Annotated in this window: 18 protein-coding genes and 1 tRNA gene; 8 read left to right on the top strand and 11 right to left on the bottom strand. The window is 66.6% G+C overall.

Annotated elements, in window-relative coordinates; translation table 11 throughout:
- Window positions 1-20 precede the first annotated feature (20 nt).
- A tRNA-Arg gene (locus ACESMN_RS07590) sits at window positions 21-97 on the top strand.
- A gap of 97 nt (window positions 98-194) precedes the next feature.
- Here the strand turns inward: ACESMN_RS07590 and ACESMN_RS07585 are convergent.
- The 4 genes from ACESMN_RS07585 to ACESMN_RS07570 form a co-directional block, all read right to left on the bottom strand.
- Window positions 195-1,229 (bottom strand): uridine diphosphate-N-acetylglucosamine-binding protein YvcK, encoded by a 1,035-nt coding sequence (locus tag ACESMN_RS07585; RefSeq protein ID WP_373052992.1) that lies wholly within the window; start codon window positions 1,227-1,229, stop codon window positions 195-197.
- Window positions 1,230-1,866: 637 nt separating this feature from the next.
- The gene (locus tag ACESMN_RS07580; protein ID WP_373052991.1) at window positions 1,867-2,121 is read right to left on the bottom strand and encodes a Smr/MutS family protein; all 255 of its coding nucleotides are present in this window, start codon (window positions 2,119-2,121) and stop codon (window positions 1,867-1,869) included.
- A gap of 67 nt (window positions 2,122-2,188) precedes the next feature.
- Window positions 2,189-2,449: a hypothetical protein gene (locus ACESMN_RS07575; RefSeq protein ID WP_373052990.1), complete on the bottom strand. Its 261-nt coding sequence runs from the start codon at window positions 2,447-2,449 to the stop codon at window positions 2,189-2,191.
- A 104-nt stretch (window positions 2,450-2,553) separates the two neighbouring features.
- Complete coding sequence (locus ACESMN_RS07570; protein WP_373052989.1) at window positions 2,554-2,769, bottom strand: hypothetical protein; 216 nt, start codon at window positions 2,767-2,769, stop codon at window positions 2,554-2,556.
- A 333-nt stretch (window positions 2,770-3,102) separates the two neighbouring features.
- On the opposite strand from ACESMN_RS07570, the gene ACESMN_RS07565 reads away from it, so the two are divergent.
- Window positions 3,103-3,783 (top strand): O-methyltransferase, encoded by a 681-nt coding sequence (locus ACESMN_RS07565; RefSeq protein ID WP_373052988.1) that lies wholly within the window; start codon window positions 3,103-3,105, stop codon window positions 3,781-3,783.
- Between the two features lie 19 nt (window positions 3,784-3,802).
- Here ACESMN_RS07565 and ACESMN_RS07560 read toward each other — a convergent pair whose 3' ends face one another.
- Window positions 3,803-4,138, bottom strand: a complete 336-nt coding sequence (locus ACESMN_RS07560) for a DUF3634 family protein (RefSeq protein ID WP_373052987.1) — start codon at window positions 4,136-4,138, stop codon at window positions 3,803-3,805.
- Between the two features lie 258 nt (window positions 4,139-4,396).
- Here ACESMN_RS07560 and ACESMN_RS07555 point away from each other — a divergent pair, with 258 nt between their 5' ends.
- The 5 genes from ACESMN_RS07555 to ACESMN_RS07535 all read left to right on the top strand — a co-directional run bounded on the left by ACESMN_RS07555 (window position 4,397) and on the right by ACESMN_RS07535 (window position 9,292).
- Complete coding sequence (locus ACESMN_RS07555) at window positions 4,397-4,681, top strand: hypothetical protein (protein ID WP_373052986.1); 285 nt, start codon at window positions 4,397-4,399, stop codon at window positions 4,679-4,681.
- A gap of 263 nt (window positions 4,682-4,944) precedes the next feature.
- On the top strand, window positions 4,945-6,378 hold the full coding sequence (locus tag ACESMN_RS07550; protein WP_373052985.1) for an extracellular solute-binding protein: 1,434 nt from the start codon (window positions 4,945-4,947) through the stop codon (window positions 6,376-6,378).
- Window positions 6,375-7,274 carry a carbohydrate ABC transporter permease gene (locus tag ACESMN_RS07545; protein WP_373052984.1) on the top strand — a complete coding sequence of 300 codons (900 nt, stop codon included), beginning with the start codon at window positions 6,375-6,377 and terminating at the stop codon, window positions 7,272-7,274. The genes ACESMN_RS07550 and ACESMN_RS07545 overlap by 4 nt, the downstream gene beginning before the upstream one ends.
- The gene (locus ACESMN_RS07540) at window positions 7,271-8,110 is read left to right on the top strand and encodes a carbohydrate ABC transporter permease (RefSeq protein WP_373052983.1); all 840 of its coding nucleotides are present in this window, start codon (window positions 7,271-7,273) and stop codon (window positions 8,108-8,110) included. Before ACESMN_RS07545 ends, ACESMN_RS07540 begins: the two co-directional genes overlap by 4 nt.
- 36 nt (window positions 8,111-8,146) lie before the next feature.
- Complete coding sequence (locus tag ACESMN_RS07535) at window positions 8,147-9,292, top strand: ABC transporter ATP-binding protein (RefSeq protein ID WP_373052982.1); 1,146 nt, start codon at window positions 8,147-8,149, stop codon at window positions 9,290-9,292.
- Window positions 9,293-9,577: 285 nt separating this feature from the next.
- Here ACESMN_RS07535 and ACESMN_RS07530 read toward each other — a convergent pair whose 3' ends face one another.
- Window positions 9,578-9,715 (bottom strand): hypothetical protein, encoded by a 138-nt coding sequence (locus ACESMN_RS07530; protein ID WP_373052981.1) that lies wholly within the window; start codon window positions 9,713-9,715, stop codon window positions 9,578-9,580.
- 237 nt (window positions 9,716-9,952) lie between these two features.
- Complete coding sequence (locus ACESMN_RS07525) at window positions 9,953-10,147, bottom strand: hypothetical protein (RefSeq protein WP_373052980.1); 195 nt, start codon at window positions 10,145-10,147, stop codon at window positions 9,953-9,955.
- Between the two features lie 321 nt (window positions 10,148-10,468).
- On the opposite strand from ACESMN_RS07525, the gene ACESMN_RS07520 reads away from it, so the two are divergent.
- Entirely contained in the window at window positions 10,469-11,242 is a 774-nt protein-coding gene (locus ACESMN_RS07520; RefSeq protein WP_373052979.1) for a transposase, read from the top strand.
- 65 nt (window positions 11,243-11,307) lie between these two features.
- Here the strand turns inward: ACESMN_RS07520 and cysQ are convergent, their stop codons facing one another.
- The 4 genes from cysQ to galE all read right to left on the bottom strand — a co-directional run bounded on the left by cysQ (window position 11,308) and on the right by galE (window position 16,985).
- Complete coding sequence (gene cysQ / locus ACESMN_RS07515; protein ID WP_373052978.1) at window positions 11,308-12,084, bottom strand: 3'(2'),5'-bisphosphate nucleotidase CysQ; 777 nt, start codon at window positions 12,082-12,084, stop codon at window positions 11,308-11,310.
- Window positions 12,085-12,121: 37 nt separating this feature from the next.
- Window positions 12,122-13,615 (bottom strand): adenylyl-sulfate kinase, encoded by a 1,494-nt coding sequence (gene cysC, locus ACESMN_RS07510; RefSeq protein WP_373052977.1) that lies wholly within the window; start codon window positions 13,613-13,615, stop codon window positions 12,122-12,124.
- 358 nt (window positions 13,616-13,973) lie between these two features.
- The gene (locus tag ACESMN_RS07505; RefSeq protein ID WP_373052976.1) at window positions 13,974-15,740 is read right to left on the bottom strand and encodes an SLC13 family permease; all 1,767 of its coding nucleotides are present in this window, start codon (window positions 15,738-15,740) and stop codon (window positions 13,974-13,976) included.
- A 249-nt stretch (window positions 15,741-15,989) separates the two neighbouring features.
- Window positions 15,990-16,985: a UDP-glucose 4-epimerase GalE gene (gene galE, locus ACESMN_RS07500; protein ID WP_373052975.1), complete on the bottom strand. Its 996-nt coding sequence runs from the start codon at window positions 16,983-16,985 to the stop codon at window positions 15,990-15,992.
- Window positions 16,986-17,458: the final 473 nt, after the last annotated feature.

Genomic DNA, 17,458 nt, shown 5'->3' with positions numbered 1-17,458 from the left:
GTATCATGTTCTGCTGCAATGCGCCCGTAGCTCAGCTGGATAGAGCGCTGCCCTCCGGAGGCAGAGGTCAGAGGTTCGAATCCTCTCGGGCGCGCCATCGACAAGACGGGCCAGGTCGGCAGGGCTGGCCCTTCGTGTTTCCGGGCTTCCACAAGGGTGCACGGCCGGATCGGCGCCCGATCGCCGCCCGCCCACTAGCCGTTGACGGCGGCCTGTACCGGGGATGAGCGCTGCCGCTCGACCCGACCGGTCTGAACGATGCGTATCACCGCATCGGCCAGCGCCAGGGAATCGTGACGAATGGGCAGGTCCCGGGTGGCGAGCGAGGAGGTGAAGAGCCCGTTCACATGCCGCTCGACCGTCTCGATATCGGGTTCGACCACGGTCGCGCCCTCGTGATCGTAGGCGGCCTGCACGGCCCCGCGGGGATTGGTGGTATTGACGATCGCCCAGTCCAGGCGACCAGGGCCGGCGTAGCGCTCGAATTCGCGCAGGAAATCGGACGCCCTGAAGCCATCGGTCTCCCCGCATTTTGTCATCAGGTTGCACACGAAGATCCTCGTGGCCGAGGATGCGGCGAGGGCCTCGGCCATCCCGTCGACCAGGAAGACCGGCAGGATGCTGGTGTACAGATCGCCCGGCCCGATCACGATCGCGTCCGCCTCCTCGATCGCATGCAGGGCCCTGGGATTTGCCTCGACCTGATGATCCAGGAACACCCGTTCGATTCGCGGCAGGGGCGCAGCCCGCTGGTCGATCGCCGCCTCCCCCTGCAGGATCCGCCCATCGGCCAGCTCGGCGCACAGGTCCCCGCGCCCCAGCGTCACCGGAAGCACGCTTCCACGGACCCGCAGAATCCCGGACAGCTGCTCGACGCAGCGCTCCAGATCGTCGCTCAGACTGGTCAGCGCCGCCATGAACAGGTTGCCGACACTGTGACCATTCAGGCTGGACGACTCGGCGAAGCGGTAGTCGAGCGCCGCGCGGATCGGCGAGGTCTCCTCCGAGACCTCGCCCAGCGCCAGAAGGCAGCGCCGCAGATCCCCGAACGGCGGCATACCGTACTCGCGCCGCAGCAGCCCGGTACTGCCACCGCTGTCGAACATGGTCACGATCGCGGTCAGATTCGGGGTGTGCGCCTTCAGCCCCCCGAGGAGCGTCGAGGTCCCGGTGCCGCCGCCGATGGCCACGACCTTCGGCCCACTGCCTGTCGAACGAAACTGGTCCATCCAGGGCCCCCTTCGACGGTGCCGTTGTGTTCAGCGTCACGCGTGCCGTGAGCACGCCCGAGCCCTCAAGTTTCGCGAATGATCAACCGACCGAGGCGGGTGACCACCGCGCCGGGACGCCCTGTCGATGAAGCGACGATCCCGCCGAAGCGTCCCCTGGCCGGCGACCACGCCCCGACCGGGACACTCGCGCTTGCAACAGGCCGCCCACAAGGAACTGCATCGTCTGCGCCCGTTGCCGACCTTCCCACCGAGCGTTGCCATCCTGCACGGCACGCAACCCCCGAGAAACGGAAAGCACGTGACGTGCCAGTCAACACACCGCTACTGCACTGCACCCGCGCGGCCCTGAACCCGGAAGGATGGCAATTGTGGTCGCATCATTGACACGAATGGTCAGGTCTCCCGCATCGCGAGCCGGCAACGCCCGCTGGCGCGCCAGGTTGGCGTTGAAGTGCCACTGGGGCACCCCAGGGACGGCACTCTGGGGGTACCCCGGGGACAGATTTATGAATCTGTCCCCTCCCGACGTGTCCCCTGCCGACGATGAACGCCCCTGTCCCCCGCTTGCGGGGAGGGTCGGGGGTACGGCGCCGCTCCCGCGAGCATTTCACGATAATCCAGACGGCGGCTTCTTTCAGTGCCGAAAATGCACGAAGAGCCGGCCGTGGTTCTTCGAGTCCTTCTCCACGCGGTGGTATTGCGCCTTGATGTCGGGGCGCTGCAGGAAGCGCAGGACGCGCTTTTTCAACTGGCCGCTGCCCTTTCCATGGATGATCTCCACGGTCGGGATCCGTTTCTCGCGGGCGTCGCGGATCGCACCCTCCAGGACGGAATCGATCCTCCGCCCATCGCGGAAACACGCGTGCAGGTCGATCGAGATGCGGGCCACAGGATTTCAGACGCTGGTGGGCCATGCAGGCAACGCCAGTACCATCACGCCAACACGCCCAGGCCGGTTACGGCTCCTCTGCGGCCAGCACCGACTCCACCTCCAGCCGCCGCCCCTCGTCCGGGCGCCAGGTGAATCGTCCCACCGCGACGACCGAGTCCCCGACCTGGCCAGCAACCGCAGAACCCGGCCGGACTGCCAGCCGGTTGCGGGGCGTCGTCTCGATCCAGTAGTGCTCCGGATCGTCGAGACCCTGCACGGTGCCCCGCGTACGCACCCGCTCGCCATCGAAGTCGGCCGGCGCACCGGTCAACTGTTCGAGGGTCACCTCGGAGACACGCTCCTGCGCACATCCCGACATCGCGGCCACGACGGCCAGCAGGCCGAGCCCGAAAGACCACCGGCACGTCCGGGGTCTCCTGATGGGCGGCACTACTCGAGCGGCCGCGACCACACCTCCGTGGGTTCGTGACGCCGCAGGATCTCCTCGGCGGATGGCTGCACGCTCTCCGGGACCATCACCTTCACCTGCAGGTTCTCCTCGTCCAGAAAGACCTTCTCGCGATCAAAGCCGTCCGCCACGAGCTCGTCCAGCGCATTCCTCGCGGCATCGAGTTCCTGATACGCGGCCGTTACCGTCTGGGTCATCGCAATCACCTCCTTGCAAGCGTTCGAACACCAAAACCCGACGCTGTCCAGCGCCCTCCCCATGAACATAGCCTCCACCACCCCATCCCGCCACCCCGTAAACCCGGGGGTCGGACCAAGCCAAGTCTTTGTAAAGACGAGGAAAGAGGCGCTGTTCGGGCCCCACACGAGGCTTGGAGGCCCATTTTTGGCCCCGAAAACGCCGCTTCAGGCGGTGAATCACTGCTACGGGTGCTGCCGTCGCTCGGGCGCGCGTCATCTCGCTGGCCGCATCCCGAGGTGGTTGCTACGCTCGGCAGGTGCACAACGGCCAACCCGTGGGGGTGATCACTGATGTCGAACCGGACGCTCGGCCTGGACGACAGGCTCTACCACTACCTGCTCGACGCCTCCCTGCGCGAGGACCCCCTGCTGGCCGAGCTGCGCGGTCAGACCGCCGCGATGCCGGAGGCCAACTACCAGATCGCCCCGGAACAGGGGCAGTTCATGGCCTTCCTCGCGCGGGCCACCGGTACCCGCCGATACCTCGAGATCGGGACCTTTACCGGCTACAGCACGCTCGTCGTCGCACTGGCACTGCCCGCCGACGGCGAGGTGATCGCCTGCGACCTGAGCCGCGAGTGGACCGACATCGCCCGGTCGTTCTGGAAGCGCGCGGGTATCGAGGACCGCATCCGGCTCGAGTTGCGGCCGGCGCTCGAGACCCTCGCGGATCTTCGTGACCGCGGTGAGGATGGCCGCTTCGACCTTGCCTTCATCGATGCGGACAAGACCGGGTATCCCGAGTACTACGAACAGTGCCTCGCGCTGCTGCGCCCGGGGGGCATCGTGATGGTGGACAACACGCTCTGGTCCGGAACCGTCGCGGACCCCGCGGACCGCTCCGTGGACACCGAGGCCATCCGGGCCTTCAATAGGCAACTGCAACAGGACGAGCGCATCGAACTGTCGCTGATTCCGATCGGCGACGGCCTGACGCTCGCCCGCAAGCGGTCCGAGGCCGGAACCCGGTAGTCAGACGGCGGCCCGCAGGTCACCCGGCGGCCCGATTCCCGCCGGGGCCACCCGAAGTCGGTGGAACCCAGATGTTCCGCAAAGGCTGATGCGCTCGGGGCGGTATCTCCTTCGAGAAGCGAAGCTCGATGCCATTGCCGCTGCGGATGCCGAAGATCCGGCCACTGCGCACCCGGTACATGCGCGCGACCTCGCTGCAGCCCCGCACGAAGGCGGCTGGCGGATCGCCGCGCCGTACCGAGGCGGTGCCGCCATCCAGGTCAATGATGAAACGCACCTGCACATGCCGCAGGAAGAGCACCAGCGACACGGCCATGGCCGCGGAAAGCCCCAGCAGGATCAGGATTGGCGTCATCGGCTGACGAGCCTCGCTTCCCGACCCCGCCCGAGTCAACCGCTTCCCCGGGGACAGATTCAAGAATCTGTCCCGCCATTACAGCCGCCTGCGGATGCGGGCCACCCCGTCAGCACCTTGTCTTGAAGCGCTACCGGATGCTCGTGACCGCGGCTGGCCGTACAGGGCGGCCCATATTCAAAAAGGATTACTTATGGACATATCAGAATTCTTGATCTATTCACGAGGTCCATAACACGTTTATGGAGAGCGCACGCAATGACAGAAAAAGAAGAAACGTATGGACTGATGTTCACCCTTCTGCGCCGCCTGCGCAGGCAAAGGCTCCCCCGACTCCTTGCGATCAAGACAAGGCTGGATCACGGAGACCGGGTTGCGGCCGATGACATCCACTACCTTCAGGAGAGCTTTTCCGAGGCCCTGCGGACCCAACCGCTGTTCGACCGACACCCGGAACTGTCCGATATCAGCTTGCGAGTTATCGGCCTGTACCGCGAGATCAGCCTCACGGCCCTTAGAAACGAAAGCAGCCAACGCATGTGACCCTGCAATCCGCCCCGGGGCCCGCCCCGGGGTCGGACCAAGGCAAGCCCTTGTTTATACTCGATTCAGAGGGTCCTCCGAGGGTCCTCTGCAGCCTTAAACCGTCGTTTTAGGCCCCGAAAACGGGGCCTCAAGGCGAGAATTGGCCCGACAGCGGGAGCTGATATCGGGGAACCGTGCGGAAGCCTTGAACCACCGTTTTCGGGGCCTAAAATAGCCCTCCAAGGCCCATTTCGGCCCCGAATCCGGTACCCTTATTCAACATGATCAATCGCTTAGCTTGGTCCGACCCCGGGTGGTGGGGGGTGGTCGGGGTGCTGGTGCTGCTCGCGGGGTGTGCCGGCGAGTCGGGTGTGGGGGACGGTGAGCGGGTCCTGGAGGTGTGGGCGCACGCGGGGCGGGAGGCGGAGCGGCGGACGCTGGAGGCGCAGATCCGGCGGTTTGAGGCGGAGCTTCCGGCAGTACGGGTCGAGCTGACTTGGATCCCGGAGGGGTCCTACAACGGTCAGGTCCAGGCCGCGGCGCTGGGCGGGCGGTTGCCTGACGTGCTGGAGTTCGACGGGCCCTATCTGTACAGCTACGCCTGGCAAGGGCACCTGCAGCCGCTGGACGATCTCCTGCCCGAGGCACTGCGCGACGACCTGCTGGCCTCCATCCTGGCCCAGGGCACCTATCGCGATCGCCTCTACGGAATCGGCACCTTCGATTCCGGCCTCGGCCTCTGGGCCGACCGCGGCCGCCTCGAAGACGTCGGCGCACGCATCCCCGACGGCCCGGACGAGGCCTGGAGCACCGCCGAGTTCACCACCCTGCTGGAGAAGCTCGCCGCCATCGACGACGACGGCCAGGTGCTCGATCTGAAGCTGAACTACACCGGCGAGTGGTTCAGCTACGCCTTCTCGCCGCTGCTGCAGTCCGCGGGGGGCGACCTCGTCGACCGCGGCCCGCAGGGCCTCGCAAGCAGCACGCTCGACGGCCCCGAATCCGTCTCGGCGATGCGCACGCTGCAGTCGTGGATCCAGCAGGGCCTGGTCGATCCGAACCTGGACGACGCCGCCTTCACCCAAGGCCGGGTCCCGCTCGCGTGGGGCGGCCACTGGAACCACCCCGCCTACCGCGACGCCCTCGGCGAGCGCCTGCTGCTGCTCCCGCTGCCGCGCCACAGCGACGAGCTGGTCACCGGCCAGGGCTCCTGGCAATGGGGCATCACCAGGCGCGCGCCGGATCCCCAGCTCGCGATGGACTTTCTCGCGTTCCTGCTACGCCCCGACGAGGTGCTGGCGATGAGCGAGGCCAACGGCGGCGTTCCGGCCACACACCGCGCGGCCCGGCGCTCGGAGGACTTCGGCCCGGACGGCGCCCTGCACCTCTTCGTGCGCCAGCTCGCGGAGGGCTACGCGATGCCGCGTCCGCGCACCCCGGCCTATCCCGTGATCAGTGACGCCTTCGGCCGGGCCTTCCAGGACATCCGCCACGGCGCGGACCCGGCGGAGGCCCTGACCCGCGCGGCGCGCCGCATCGACCGCGAACTGCGGGACAACCGGCACTATCCGCCCATTGCCGCGCCGACCGCAGGGTGCAGCTCAGAGGCGTTCCTGGTGCTCAGCCACGACATCGTCACCGAGCCCGCCGAGGGCGCGATCACAGTGCCGGTTCGCAAACGGCTCTCCCTCCCTGCGTCCGAGCCCGCCTGGTGATTCGTCGCTCCCGCTTCACCGAGGCCCCGGCCGCCTGGCTGCTGATGGCCCCGGGGCTCGTCGGCCTGATGCTGTTCCTGCTCCTGCCCTTCGCGCTGGCGGTGGTGCTGTCCTTCACCAACCTGCGCATGGCCTCGCCGCTGCCGCTCGAGTTCGTCGGCCTCGCTAACTACACGCTGGCCTTCCAGGAGACCGCCCTGCCCCGCGCACTGCTGAACAACCTGCTGTTCGCGCTGGTGGTGGTCCCGGCACAGACCGCACTGGGCCTTGCCCTCGCCGTGCTGCTGGACCGTCCACTGCGCGGCCGCACGGTGTTCCGCACGCTGTTCTTCCTGCCGGTGGTCTTCCCGCTGTCGCTGATCGCCGTGGTCTGGGTGCTGATCTTCGCCCCGGGTCCGGACGGTCTGCTGAACGCCGCACTCGGCGTGCTGAGCCTCGGCCTCTGGGAGCCGCGCGACTTCCTGAACGACCCTTCCTGGGCGCTGCCCGCGGTGATGCTGACCTCGATCTGGCAGGGCGTCGGCTTCCAGATGATCGTGCTGCTGGCCGGCCTGCAGGCGATCCCGCGCCAGCTCTACGAGGCGGCAGCGATCGACGGCGCGGGCCGCTGGCGACAGTTCCTGCACGTCACGCTTCCGGGGCTGCGCAACCCGCTGATCTTCGTGGTGATCGTCACCACCATCCTTTCCTTCCGGGTGTTCGACCAGGTCCGGATCATGACTCGCGGCGGCCCGCAGGATGCGTCGAATACCGTGATCCACGAAATGGTGCGCACCGCCTTCGATCAGGGGCACGTGGCGATGGGCGCGGCGATGAGCGTGGTCTTCTTCGTGGTGATCCTCGGGATCGCGCTGGCCCAGCGCCGGCTGCTGCGCCAGCGGGGCGAGGTCTCGTGAGCCGAACCTCCGCCCTGCTGCGCGTGGTGCTGGCCTACACGCTGCTGCTGGCCTGCACGCTGGTCTTCATCGCGCCGGTGCTGTTCATGATCATCGGAAGCCTGAAACCGGACGCGCTGGTGCTGGCCGAGGCCGGCTCGCTGCGCGCCTTCCTGCCGGATACGTTCAGCCTGGACAACTACCGGGCAGTGTTCGAGCGCGTGCCCTTCGGCGCCTACCTGCTCAGCTCGCTGATCGTGAACGGCCTGATCGTCGGACTCGGCCTGCTGGTGAACGCCTTCGCCGGCTATGCGCTCGCCCGTCTGCGCTGGTGGGGCCGCGGGGCGATGCTGGGGCTGGTCCTCGCGGTGCTGGTGATCCCCTTCGAGGCGATCGCGATTCCGCTGTTCTACCAGCTGTCGTGGCTCGGCTGGCGCGACGACTGGCTGGTGCAGGCAATCCCCTTCGTCGCCAACCCGCTGGCGATCTTCCTTTTCTACAGCTTCTTTCTCGGCCTGCCGCGGGAACTGGAGGAGGCCGCGCGGGTGGATGGTGCCGGCGTGCTGAGCACCTTCTTCCTGATCGTGCTGCCCAATGCGAAGGCGGCCTTCGCCAGCGTGGCGATCGTGCTCTTCCTGTTCCACTGGGGCATGTACCTGTGGCCGCTACTGATGACCACCTCGGAGGGCGTGCGCCCGCTCCCGCTCGGCATCGCGAACTTCTATACCCTGCCGCCGCTGCAGTGGGGCGATATCATGGCCTTCGGGGTGCTGATGGTGCTGCCCGTGCTGATCCTGTTCGTGGTCTTCCAGCGCTGGTTCGTCCGCGGGGTCGCGTCCACCGGGGTGAAGGGCTGAGCCGGTGCCGGACCCGCGAGAGGAACGGAGCCACTGATGGCCGATGTCGAATTCAAAGGCGTGCGCAAGGCCTTCGGCGATCACATCGTGATCCCGGGGCTGGACCTCACGGTGCAGGACGCCGAGCTGCTGGTGCTGCTCGGGCCCTCGGGCTGTGGCAAGTCCACGCTGCTGCGCCTGCTCGCCGGGCTGGAGCAGCCCACCGACGGCGAGATCCGCATCCATGGACGCCCGGTCGATGGCCTCGGCCCGCGGGCGCGGAACATCGCGATGGTCTTCCAGAACTACGCGCTCTACCCGCACCTGACGGTGCGCGGCAACCTGGAGTTTCCGCTGCGCATGCGCGGGATGCCCCGCGCCGGACGCGAACGGCGCATGCTCGAGGCGGCCCGGGCGCTGGGGCTCGAACCGCTGCTCGAGAAGCGGCCGGCGGAGCTCTCCGGCGGGCAGCGGCAGCGCGTCGCGATGGGCCGTGCGATCGTGCGCGAGCCGGACGTCTTCCTGATGGACGAACCGCTGTCCAACCTCGACGCCCGCCTGCGCGTGCAGATCCGCGCCGAGATCGGCGCGCTGCAGCGCCGTCTCGCGGTCACCACGCTGTACGTGACCCATGACCAGGTCGAGGCAATGACCCTTGGCGATCGGGTTGCGGTAATGCGCGATGGCGTGATCCAGCAACTCGGCCGGCCGGCCGAACTCTACGACCGACCCGCCAATCTCTTCGTCGCCGGCTTTCTCGGCAATCCCCCGATGAACCTTCTGGAGCCGACCTTCGAACGGCGCGACGGGGAGCGGATGGTGCGCCTCGGCGGGACCTGGGCGCGGCCATCCGCCGGGATCCCGGAGCGGGTCCGCTATGTGGGGATCAGGCCCGAGGCGTTCAGCATCAGCGCAAGCGGGAATTCCGGCGGTGCGCGGCAGGATCGGCTGGAGATTCAGGGCCTGGTGGACTCCGTGGAGGTGCTCGGCCACGAACGCATCGTATATCTCCGCGTTCCGGAACCGGTGGTCGAGCTGTCGGACGGTCCGGGTCCGTGGCGGTCGGCTGAAGGCCTGCTCGCGGCGCGTCTGACGGGCAGCCCAGTACGCAAGCACGGTGAATCCGTCACCCTGACCGCCCCCGCCGCGGGGATGCACTGGTTCGACGAAGATGGCAATGCGATTCCAACCGATGTTCGGTGAGCCGTGCATTGCCATCATTCGCCCGGCCTCTCTGCGGGGCATTTTGTGCGCGTCGCGTCCCTGCCGGAACCCGGTGATCAAGGGCTGTTGCCCGGTCTCACCCGGACCAATGCGAATGCCGTCCTCGCCCGCGGCCTTTGCGGCCTCCGCGTGCAATCAATGGTGAAGAGTAACCCCGGACCCGTTGAAGCGATGCGGGCTTGCTACCGACCGATCAACATCAACGGATCGGGGTCGTCACGGCTAAAATGGGTGGCCCTCGTGGACCAGGGTTCAGGTCTGGATTCACTCGACGCTATCGGGCGCCGGGATGTCTTCCTGATAGCGCGGCGAGATGAGCTCGACAGTGCCTCCCTCGCTGCCCAGCTGCTCGATCGTTATCTGGGCCTGCCCCCTCTCCGCTTCGCGGAAGTGAAGACACACAGGATCCTCAATACGGAGACTTTCGCCAACAAACCAATTGAAACTGCACATGTTTCGGTGATCTCCCTGTCATGGTTCAAAGGTCCTGTGGCACGGTGAGACCGCCTTCGGAAAACGAAAGCGGGAACAGAACGGCACATGGTGATCTTTCAGCGCCCCCGCAATCTGGTCGCGCGCCTCGGGCACGACCCACCGTGACCGGACCTTGCAAGGCCGGCCATGAGGCCAGAAGGCGGTTCAGAATCTCGGGGCTGGAGAGCCGTCCGAATCATCGGGCGGGATAATTTCGATCGGGATCCTTTCCTTTTCGGTCCACTCGATCGCGAGCAAGACCTGATCCTCTTCGCCCTCCCTTACAATGCTGCGGACATGAAGACGGGCAACGTTACCGATGCGCAGGCTTTCCCCGACAAGACAATTGAAGACGGACATTCATAACCTCCTTTCCGTGGCAAAGAAACGTCCTTATGGCGGTCGTGAAGCGCGCCCGAAAAACGGACGCACCCCAAGGATGCCAACCCCACCTTTTGCGAGTCAACACGTCCCGGTAACCGATTTTTCGGCCCAATCACTGTAAAAACTCGGCACAAAATGCACGCAAGCCTCTGAAACCACAGGAAAACCCACGGATTTTCCCGGGGTCGGACCAAGCCAAACGCTTGAAAACACACCGTAACCTGTCGAAAAATTCGTTCGAAAACGGCCTTATCGGGCCATTTTCGACCGAAAAAATCTGCTCCAAGGAGGGAGTCGATGCCTCGCGCAAGCCGCCATTTCCTGCCCGGACACATCTGGCACATCACCCACCGCTGCCACGAACGCGCATTCCTGCTGCGCTACGCCCGCGACCGCCGCTTCTGGCGAGCCCGACTCTACGAGGCCCGCAGGCGCCACGGGCTGTGCGCGCTCAACTACGTCGTAACCCGCAATCACGTCCACCTGCTGGTACGCGACTGTGGCGTCGGCGAGATCGCCCGGTCCATTCAGCTGATCGCAGGTCAAACCGGTCAGTCGTTCAACCGGCGCAAGCGGCGGAAAGGAGCGTTCTGGGAGGATCGCTACCATGCCACCGCGGTGGAGAGCGGCGAGCACCTCGCCCGCTGCCTCGTCTACATCGACCTGAACATGGTGCGTGCCGGCGCGGTGAGTCACCCGCGTGAGTGGGAGTCCGGCGGATACCGCGAGATCCAGTCGCCACCGAGGCGCTACCAGGTGCTGGATCTCGAGGCCCTGACCGAAGCGCTGGGCCTGCGCAACGTGGAACAACTGCAGGACTGCCATCGGCGCTGGGTGGATGACACGCTCGCCTCCGCCGCCATCGCCCGCGACGATCGGTGGACGCGCAGCCTGGCGGTGGGCAGCGAGCCCTTCGTGCAGCGCGTGCAACAGGAGATGGGCCTCGACGCCCGGTTCCGCGCGATCAAGTCAGACGGTGTGGCGGCCTGTCTCCGGGAACCCGCCGTGGCTTATGAAGCCACTTTCGGGCCTGAAAAAGGCCCTTCAAGCGGTTCAGGGGCCCCCGAATGACCGTGTATCCGCCAATGAATCAGAGACTTGGCTTGGTCCGACCCCGCCCCAGGCCCCTGGGCACCTCAGTCCGAAAAGCCCCATGCCACGAAGTGCGGGTTCGCGAAATCCGGCTTGCCGTAGGTCAGCGGTTCGCCGTCGACGCGGGTGATCCGCCCGCCGGCGGCGGCCAGCACCGCGTGGCCGGCGGCGATGTCCCATTCCATGGTGCGGCCCAGGCGCGGGTAGAGGTCCGCCTCGCCGGTCGCGACCAGGCAGATCTTGAGCGACGAGCCGGCGCTGCGCAGCTGCGCGATACGGCGACCCTGCAGGAAGCCCTCCAGCGCCGCGGGATCGCCGTGCGAGCGGCTCGCAACCACCGTCAGCCCCTCCTCCGGCGGCTCACGAACCGCGATCGCACGGCGCTTGCCCTCCTCCTCGGTGAAGGCCGCCGCGGCCACCGCCCCGGCGAAGACGCGATCCAGCGCCGGGGCGAAGACCACGCCGAGGACCGGCTGCCCCTGCTCGATCAGTCCGATGTTCACGGTGAACTCGCCGTTGCGGCTGACGAACTCCCGGGTGCCGTCGAGGGGGTCCACCAGCCAGAAGCGTTCGCCGACTTCCGGAATCTGCCCGGCCGCCACGGCCTCCTCGGCAATCACCGGGATCTCCGGCGTCAGCTCCGCGAGTGCCGGCAGGATCAGCGCCTCGGCCCGCTCGTCGGCCTCGGTGACCGGTGAGGCGTCCGCCTTCCCGCGCACCTCGAAGTCCGTCCGGTAGATGTCCATGATCACCGCGCCCGCGCGGCGCGCGACGGGCAGCAGCTGTTCGAGGAGGTCGAGCCGGTTCTGGGGGTCAGACATGGTGTGGTTCCGCTCAGCAGTGGATGGGAGGGGTCGGTCAGGCCTGGGGCAGCCGTCCCCGTGCACGCAGCGCATCGATCACGCGATCCGCGGCCTCCTCGGCCGTCATGGCCGAGGTGTCGATGACCAGTTCCGGACGATCCGGGATCTCGTACGGCGAATCGATCCCGGTGAAGTTCTTCAGTTCACCGCGTCGCGCCTTCTTGTAAAGGCCTTTGGGGTCGCGCTGCTCCGCGATGTCGAGGGGCACGTCCACGAAGACCTCCAGAAACTCGCCGTCGGTCAGCAGGTCGCGCGCCATCTGCCGCTCGGTGCGAAACGGCGAGATGAAGGCCGTGAGCACGATCAGGCCGGCATCGACCATCAGCTTCGCGACCTCGCCGACCCGCCGGATGTTCTCCACCCGGTCGACCTCGGTGAAACCCAGATCACGGTTGAGTCCGTGGCGCACGTTGTCCCCGTCGAGCAGGTAGGTGTGGTGCCCCAGGCGATAGAGCTGCTGCTCGACGCGGTTGGCGATGGTCGACTTCCCCGATCCGGACAGCCCCGTGAACCACAGCACACAGGGATGCTGCGTCTTCTGCGACGAGCGCGCGGTCTTGTCGATGTCGACGTGCTGGATGTGGATGTTCTCCGCGCGGCGCAGCGCGAAGTGCAGCAGCCCGAGACCCAGTGCCTCCCCGGAATCGCGGTCGACGATGATCATCAGGCCGGTCGCCGGATTCTCGCCGTGGGGATCGAAGGCCACCGGCCGGTTCAGGCTGATGTTGCACACGGCAGCTCCCTCCGCCTGCAACTGGTTCGCCGCCAGCTCTTCCTCCGTGCCCAGGGCCAGCTCGTACTTGATGTCGGTGACGACGACGTCGGCGGTCTGCGCCCCGATCCGCGCCTGATACCGGCGCGAGGGTAACAGCGGTTCCGAATGCAACCAGATCACCGTGGCCTCGAACTGGTCCGCCACGGATGCGGGGGACTCCACGGTGGAGATCACCGAACCGTCGGCAATGAGGATCGGGTCCGCCAGCGTCAGCTTTACGCGCTCCCCGGGCCCCGGCTCCGCCGCCTCACCTTCTTCCGTCCCGATGGCGATCACGCGGGTCTCCTTGCCCATCGGCTGGATGCGGACCCGCTCCCCCTGCTTCACGTGCCCGCTGACCACGGTGCCGAAGGCGGCGGCGACCCCTCCCTCCTGTCGCGCCGACTCCACCGGAAACCGGAACGGGCGCTGCGCCGCTCGTTCCCCGGCGGCCTCGACGCCTTCCAGGAAGGCAGACACGGCCGCCCTCGCTTGTGCATCCGGTGCTGACGCGGCCAGATCTGCGAGCCCGAACCCCTCGCCTGCGGACCTCACCGGCAGCGCCAATACGTGATTGATCCCGAACCGCCCGGCCCAGTCGCGGAACTCATCCTCGAGCCGTTGCCAAGCCTCCGCGCCGGGCCCATCGGCGTCGGTTCCCGTCAACGCCAGCGCCAGGTGCCGCACCCCCAGCTGCGCCAGCAGAAACACCTGCCGCCTCAAGGTCGCCGTCATCCCCTCCCGCGCATCCGCCACGAGCAGCGCCGCCTGCGCCACCCCCGCCGCCGCGAGCGTCTCAACGCCCCGGGGTCGGACCAACGGAACCCTTTGATTTTGAATAAAAAACACTTGCCATTTACCCCTTTTCCAGGCCTTAGAGGCCCCATTTTAACCCCGAAAACGCCCTTCCAAGCGCCGGGCGCAATCACCATGAGTCTGGCGGCCCCTCTGATCATTCGGCCTCGTTAGAGTCCCGTTTTCGAGCCCCAAACCGCCCCTCCAGGCCCCTCCAGCAGGTATCAGAAACGCGTTTTTCATTCAGATTCCGTCACTTGCCTTGGTCCGACCCCGGCCACTCCGGCCACCATGTCATTCAGAACGACCAGACGAGCGGGATGACGAGGATCGCGACCACGGAGGTCACGACGGTCATCGGGATGCCGGCGCGCAGGTAGTCGCTGAAGCGGTAGCCGCCGGGGCCGAAGACCATCAGGTTCGTCTGGTAGCCGATCGGGGTCGCGAAGCTCGCCGAGGCCGCCATCATGATCGCGATCGCAAAGGGCAGCGGGCTGACGCCGAGGTCGCCGGCGACTGCAAAGGCAATCGGAAAGACCAGTACCGCCGCCGCGTTGTTGGTGATCAGAGCAGTAAAAAGCGCGGTGGCCAGGTAGATCATCAGCAGGTTCATCCACGGATCGTCACCCGCCAGCCCCACGAATCCGAGCGCCAGGGTGTGTGCGAGACCGGTCGCCTCCATCGCCGCACCGATCCCGAACGCCGCGGCGATCGTGAACAGCACCGACCAGTCGATGCTCTGCCGCGCGACGTGCAACGGCACGCACCGGGTCACCACCATCAGCGCCGCGGCCAGCAACGCCGCCTCGAGCATCGAGAACACGCCCGTGGTGACCGTCGCCAGCAGCCCCACCAGGATCCCGCCAGCGATCATGGCGCGGTCGTGCCGCGGCGTCGCGCTGTCCTGCAGCCGGCTCACCAGGAAGAAATCCCGGCTGTTGCGGTTCTGGATCTCGAAACCGGGACCCGCCTCCACCAGCAGGGTGTCGCCCGGCTGCAGCACGATGTCGCCCACCTTGCCCTTCAGGCGCTCGCCGTTGCGCGCGACCGCGATCACCACCGCGCTGTAGCGGTTGCGGAAGCGGGCATCGCGGATGGTCTGCCCGACCATCGGACAGCTGTCCGAGACCACCGCCTCCAGCAGGTGCCGGTCCGCCCGGTGGCCGCCCAGCTTGAAGACCTGCCCGGTCGCCGGACGCAGCCCGCGGATCTTCTGCAGGTCCACCACGGATTCCACCACGCCCACGAAGATCAGCCGGTCGCCGCCCCGAAGCCTCTCCTGCGGCGACACCGCAGGCAGCAGGGTTCCGTCGCGATCCACCTCGATCAGGAAGGCGCCGGGAAGATTGCGCAGGCCGGCCTCCTCGATGGTCCGGCCGTCGAGCGCGCCGTGCGGCTCCACGTGCATCTCGATGGTGTATTCCCGCGGATCCTCCAGTTTGGCGAGTGCGGGCGGACGATCGGGCAGCAGCCAGCGGCTGAACAGGATCAGGAAGGTCAACCCGACGATCGTGACCGGCACGCCCACCCAGGCGATGTCGAACAGCCCGAAGCCCTCACCCGTGCGGTCGAGCATCAGGCCGTTCACCACCAGGTTCGTGCTGGTGCCGATCAGCGTGACAGTACCGCCGAGGATCGCCGCGTAGGACAGTGGGATCATCAACTTCGAGACCGGCAGGTCGTGCTTGCGCGCCCATTCGCTGACGGCCGGGATCAGCATGCCCACCACCGGCGTGTTGTTCAGCACCGCGCTCATCACCGACACTGGCGCCCCGAGCCGCCACTGGGCCCGCATCAGAGACCCCGGCCGACCCAGCAGGTTGTGCACGATCCACTGGATGCCGCCCGTCTCCCGAATCCCGGCCACCACCACGTACAGCGCGCCCACCGTGATCACGCCCTGATTGGAGAACCCGACGAAGGCCTCTGAAGGCCCGACCACCCCGGTGACCATCAGAACGATCACCGCCCCGACAAACACGAAGTCCGGCGCCGCCCGCGTGAACGCCAGCACCCCGAACATCGCGACGACCAGCCCCGCGGTAAACCAGGCCTCCCAACCCATCACACCCACCTATCCGGGGTCGGACCAGCCCAACCCACTGAAATCACGAAAGAATCGCCCAAAAAAACATCCTTTTTCGGCCTTAGACGGCCATTTTTGACCCCAAAAACAGGCCGCGAAACGGGCGGAATCTACCGGGCCAGCCTACGCGAACGTCCAACTCTTCCTCTTAGAACCCCCATTCTGCCCCAAAAAACGGGCGTCTAAGCCCGCTTTTACCCCAAAAATTACCCTAATTTTCCATACAAATCAGAGTGTTGGCTTGGTCCGACCCCAGCGGGGGTGGGTTTCCCAGGCGAGGGCGTGGTGGACGATCTGGTCGAGGTTGTCGTGTTGGGGGTGCCAGTCGAGGACCTCGCGGATGCGGGTGGCGTTCGCGGTGAGGGCCGGCGGGTCACCCGCGCGGCGGGGGCCGAGGTGTACGGGGAAGTCGACGCCGCTGGCGCGTTTTACCGAGTCGAGGACCTCGAGCACGCTGTATCCTCGGCCGTAGCCACAGTTCAGCACCTGCGAGTCGCCGCCGGCCTCGAGGTATTCGAGTGCGCGCACGTGAGCCGAGGCCAGGTCTTCCACGTGGATGTAGTCTCGGATGCAGGTGCCGTCCGGGGTGTCGTAATCGGTGCCGAACACGGTGATGCCATCGCGCTGGCCGAGCGCGGCCTGGCAGGCCACCTTGATCAGATGCGTAGCATCCGGAAACGACTGCCCCAGCCGCCCCTCGGGATCGGCGCCCGCCACGTTGAAATAGCGCAGACTCACGTAGCGCAGGCTCGACGCAAGGCCGAGGTCCATCAGCATCCGCTCGGACATCATCTTCGAGGCACCGTAAGGGTTGATCGGATCCAGCGGCGCGTCCTCGGCCACCGACGCCACATCCGGAATCCCGTACACGGCCGCCGTGGAGGAGAACACGAAGAAACGCGTCCCCGCCTCCGCGCACACCTCCAGCAGGTTCAGCGTGTTGCGGGTATTGTTCCGGTAATACTTGACCGGATCCGCAACCGACTCCGGCACCACGATATGCGCTGCAAAGTGAAGTACGCCGTCGAAGGCATGCGCATCGAATACCGCCCGGAGCCGGTCCTGATCGGCCAGATCCGCCTCCACCAGCTCGGCCGGTCCCACCGCCTCGCGGTAGCCGGTGCTCAGATTGTCATACACCACCACGTCGTGACCGGCCTCGAGCAGATGCCGCACCACGTGGCTGCCAATATAGCCGGCACCGCCAGTGACCAAGAGTTTCATGAGTCTCCTTTTTCTTCGGAATGGGCGTCTCGCCCTGGTTTCGGTCGAATAGGGGTGGAACCGCACGGCCACGGCGCTGGCTCGGCAGCAGTCCGGTAAGGATGCATGAAATCCACCCCGCCTCTCCTCGGCAGTCGGCCAGGCGCGGCTTTACTTGAGCAGGAAGCCGAGCGCGGCGCTCGCAAGATCTGAAAACACAGCCACTGAAGGACACGGACATCACGGAAAATCAGAGACATCCAGAACCTCAGCCATGAATTTAGGTGTTCTTCCGTGGCGCGCCGTTCCGTCGCCACGGGCACCGCGTATCGCCATAGTCACTCGTGTGCAGGTCCGTGCCACGCACCAAAATCCTCTCTTCGCCCGCTTGCCGGAGAGGAGCCAGGAGTGAAGGCCACGACCGGCGCTGCGTCCCTACCCCACCCCTTCCCTGTTAGCAGGGCGAGGGAGATCTTCAGGGTCGGGGGTTGCTC

Source organism: Thioalkalivibrio sp. (assembly GCF_041690275.1).
Classification (GTDB): Bacteria; Pseudomonadota; Gammaproteobacteria; order Ectothiorhodospirales; family Ectothiorhodospiraceae; genus Thioalkalivibrio.
This window is presented reverse-complemented; position numbering and strand designations above follow the sequence as displayed.

What these genes read in the sequence shown, in the direction of transcription:
- cysQ (WP_373052978.1), bottom strand. Translation starts at nt 12,084, where the DNA reads ATGTCTGACCCCCAGAACCGGCTCGACCTCCTCGAACAGCTGCTGCCC.
- ACESMN_RS07560 (WP_373052987.1), bottom strand. Translation starts at nt 4,138, where the DNA reads ATGACGCCAATCCTGATCCTGCTGGGGCTTTCCGCGGCCATGGCCGTG.
- ACESMN_RS07520 (WP_373052979.1), top strand. Translation starts at nt 10,469, where the DNA reads ATGCCTCGCGCAAGCCGCCATTTCCTGCCCGGACACATCTGGCACATC.
- ACESMN_RS07585 (WP_373052992.1), bottom strand. Translation starts at nt 1,229, where the DNA reads ATGGACCAGTTTCGTTCGACAGGCAGTGGGCCGAAGGTCGTGGCCATC.
- ACESMN_RS07525 (WP_373052980.1), bottom strand. Translation starts at nt 10,147, where the DNA reads ATGTCCGTCTTCAATTGTCTTGTCGGGGAAAGCCTGCGCATCGGTAAC.
- ACESMN_RS07505 (WP_373052976.1), bottom strand. Translation starts at nt 15,740, where the DNA reads ATGGGTTGGGAGGCCTGGTTTACCGCGGGGCTGGTCGTCGCGATGTTC.
- galE (WP_373052975.1), bottom strand. Translation starts at nt 16,985, where the DNA reads ATGAAACTCTTGGTCACTGGCGGTGCCGGCTATATTGGCAGCCACGTG.
- ACESMN_RS07535 (WP_373052982.1), top strand. Translation starts at nt 8,147, where the DNA reads ATGGCCGATGTCGAATTCAAAGGCGTGCGCAAGGCCTTCGGCGATCAC.
- ACESMN_RS07570 (WP_373052989.1), bottom strand. Translation starts at nt 2,769, where the DNA reads ATGACCCAGACGGTAACGGCCGCGTATCAGGAACTCGATGCCGCGAGG.
- ACESMN_RS07555 (WP_373052986.1), top strand. Translation starts at nt 4,397, where the DNA reads ATGACAGAAAAAGAAGAAACGTATGGACTGATGTTCACCCTTCTGCGC.
- cysC (WP_373052977.1), bottom strand. Translation starts at nt 13,615, where the DNA reads ATGACGGCGACCTTGAGGCGGCAGGTGTTTCTGCTGGCGCAGCTGGGG.
- ACESMN_RS07565 (WP_373052988.1), top strand. Translation starts at nt 3,103, where the DNA reads ATGTCGAACCGGACGCTCGGCCTGGACGACAGGCTCTACCACTACCTG.
- ACESMN_RS07550 (WP_373052985.1), top strand. Translation starts at nt 4,945, where the DNA reads ATGATCAATCGCTTAGCTTGGTCCGACCCCGGGTGGTGGGGGGTGGTC.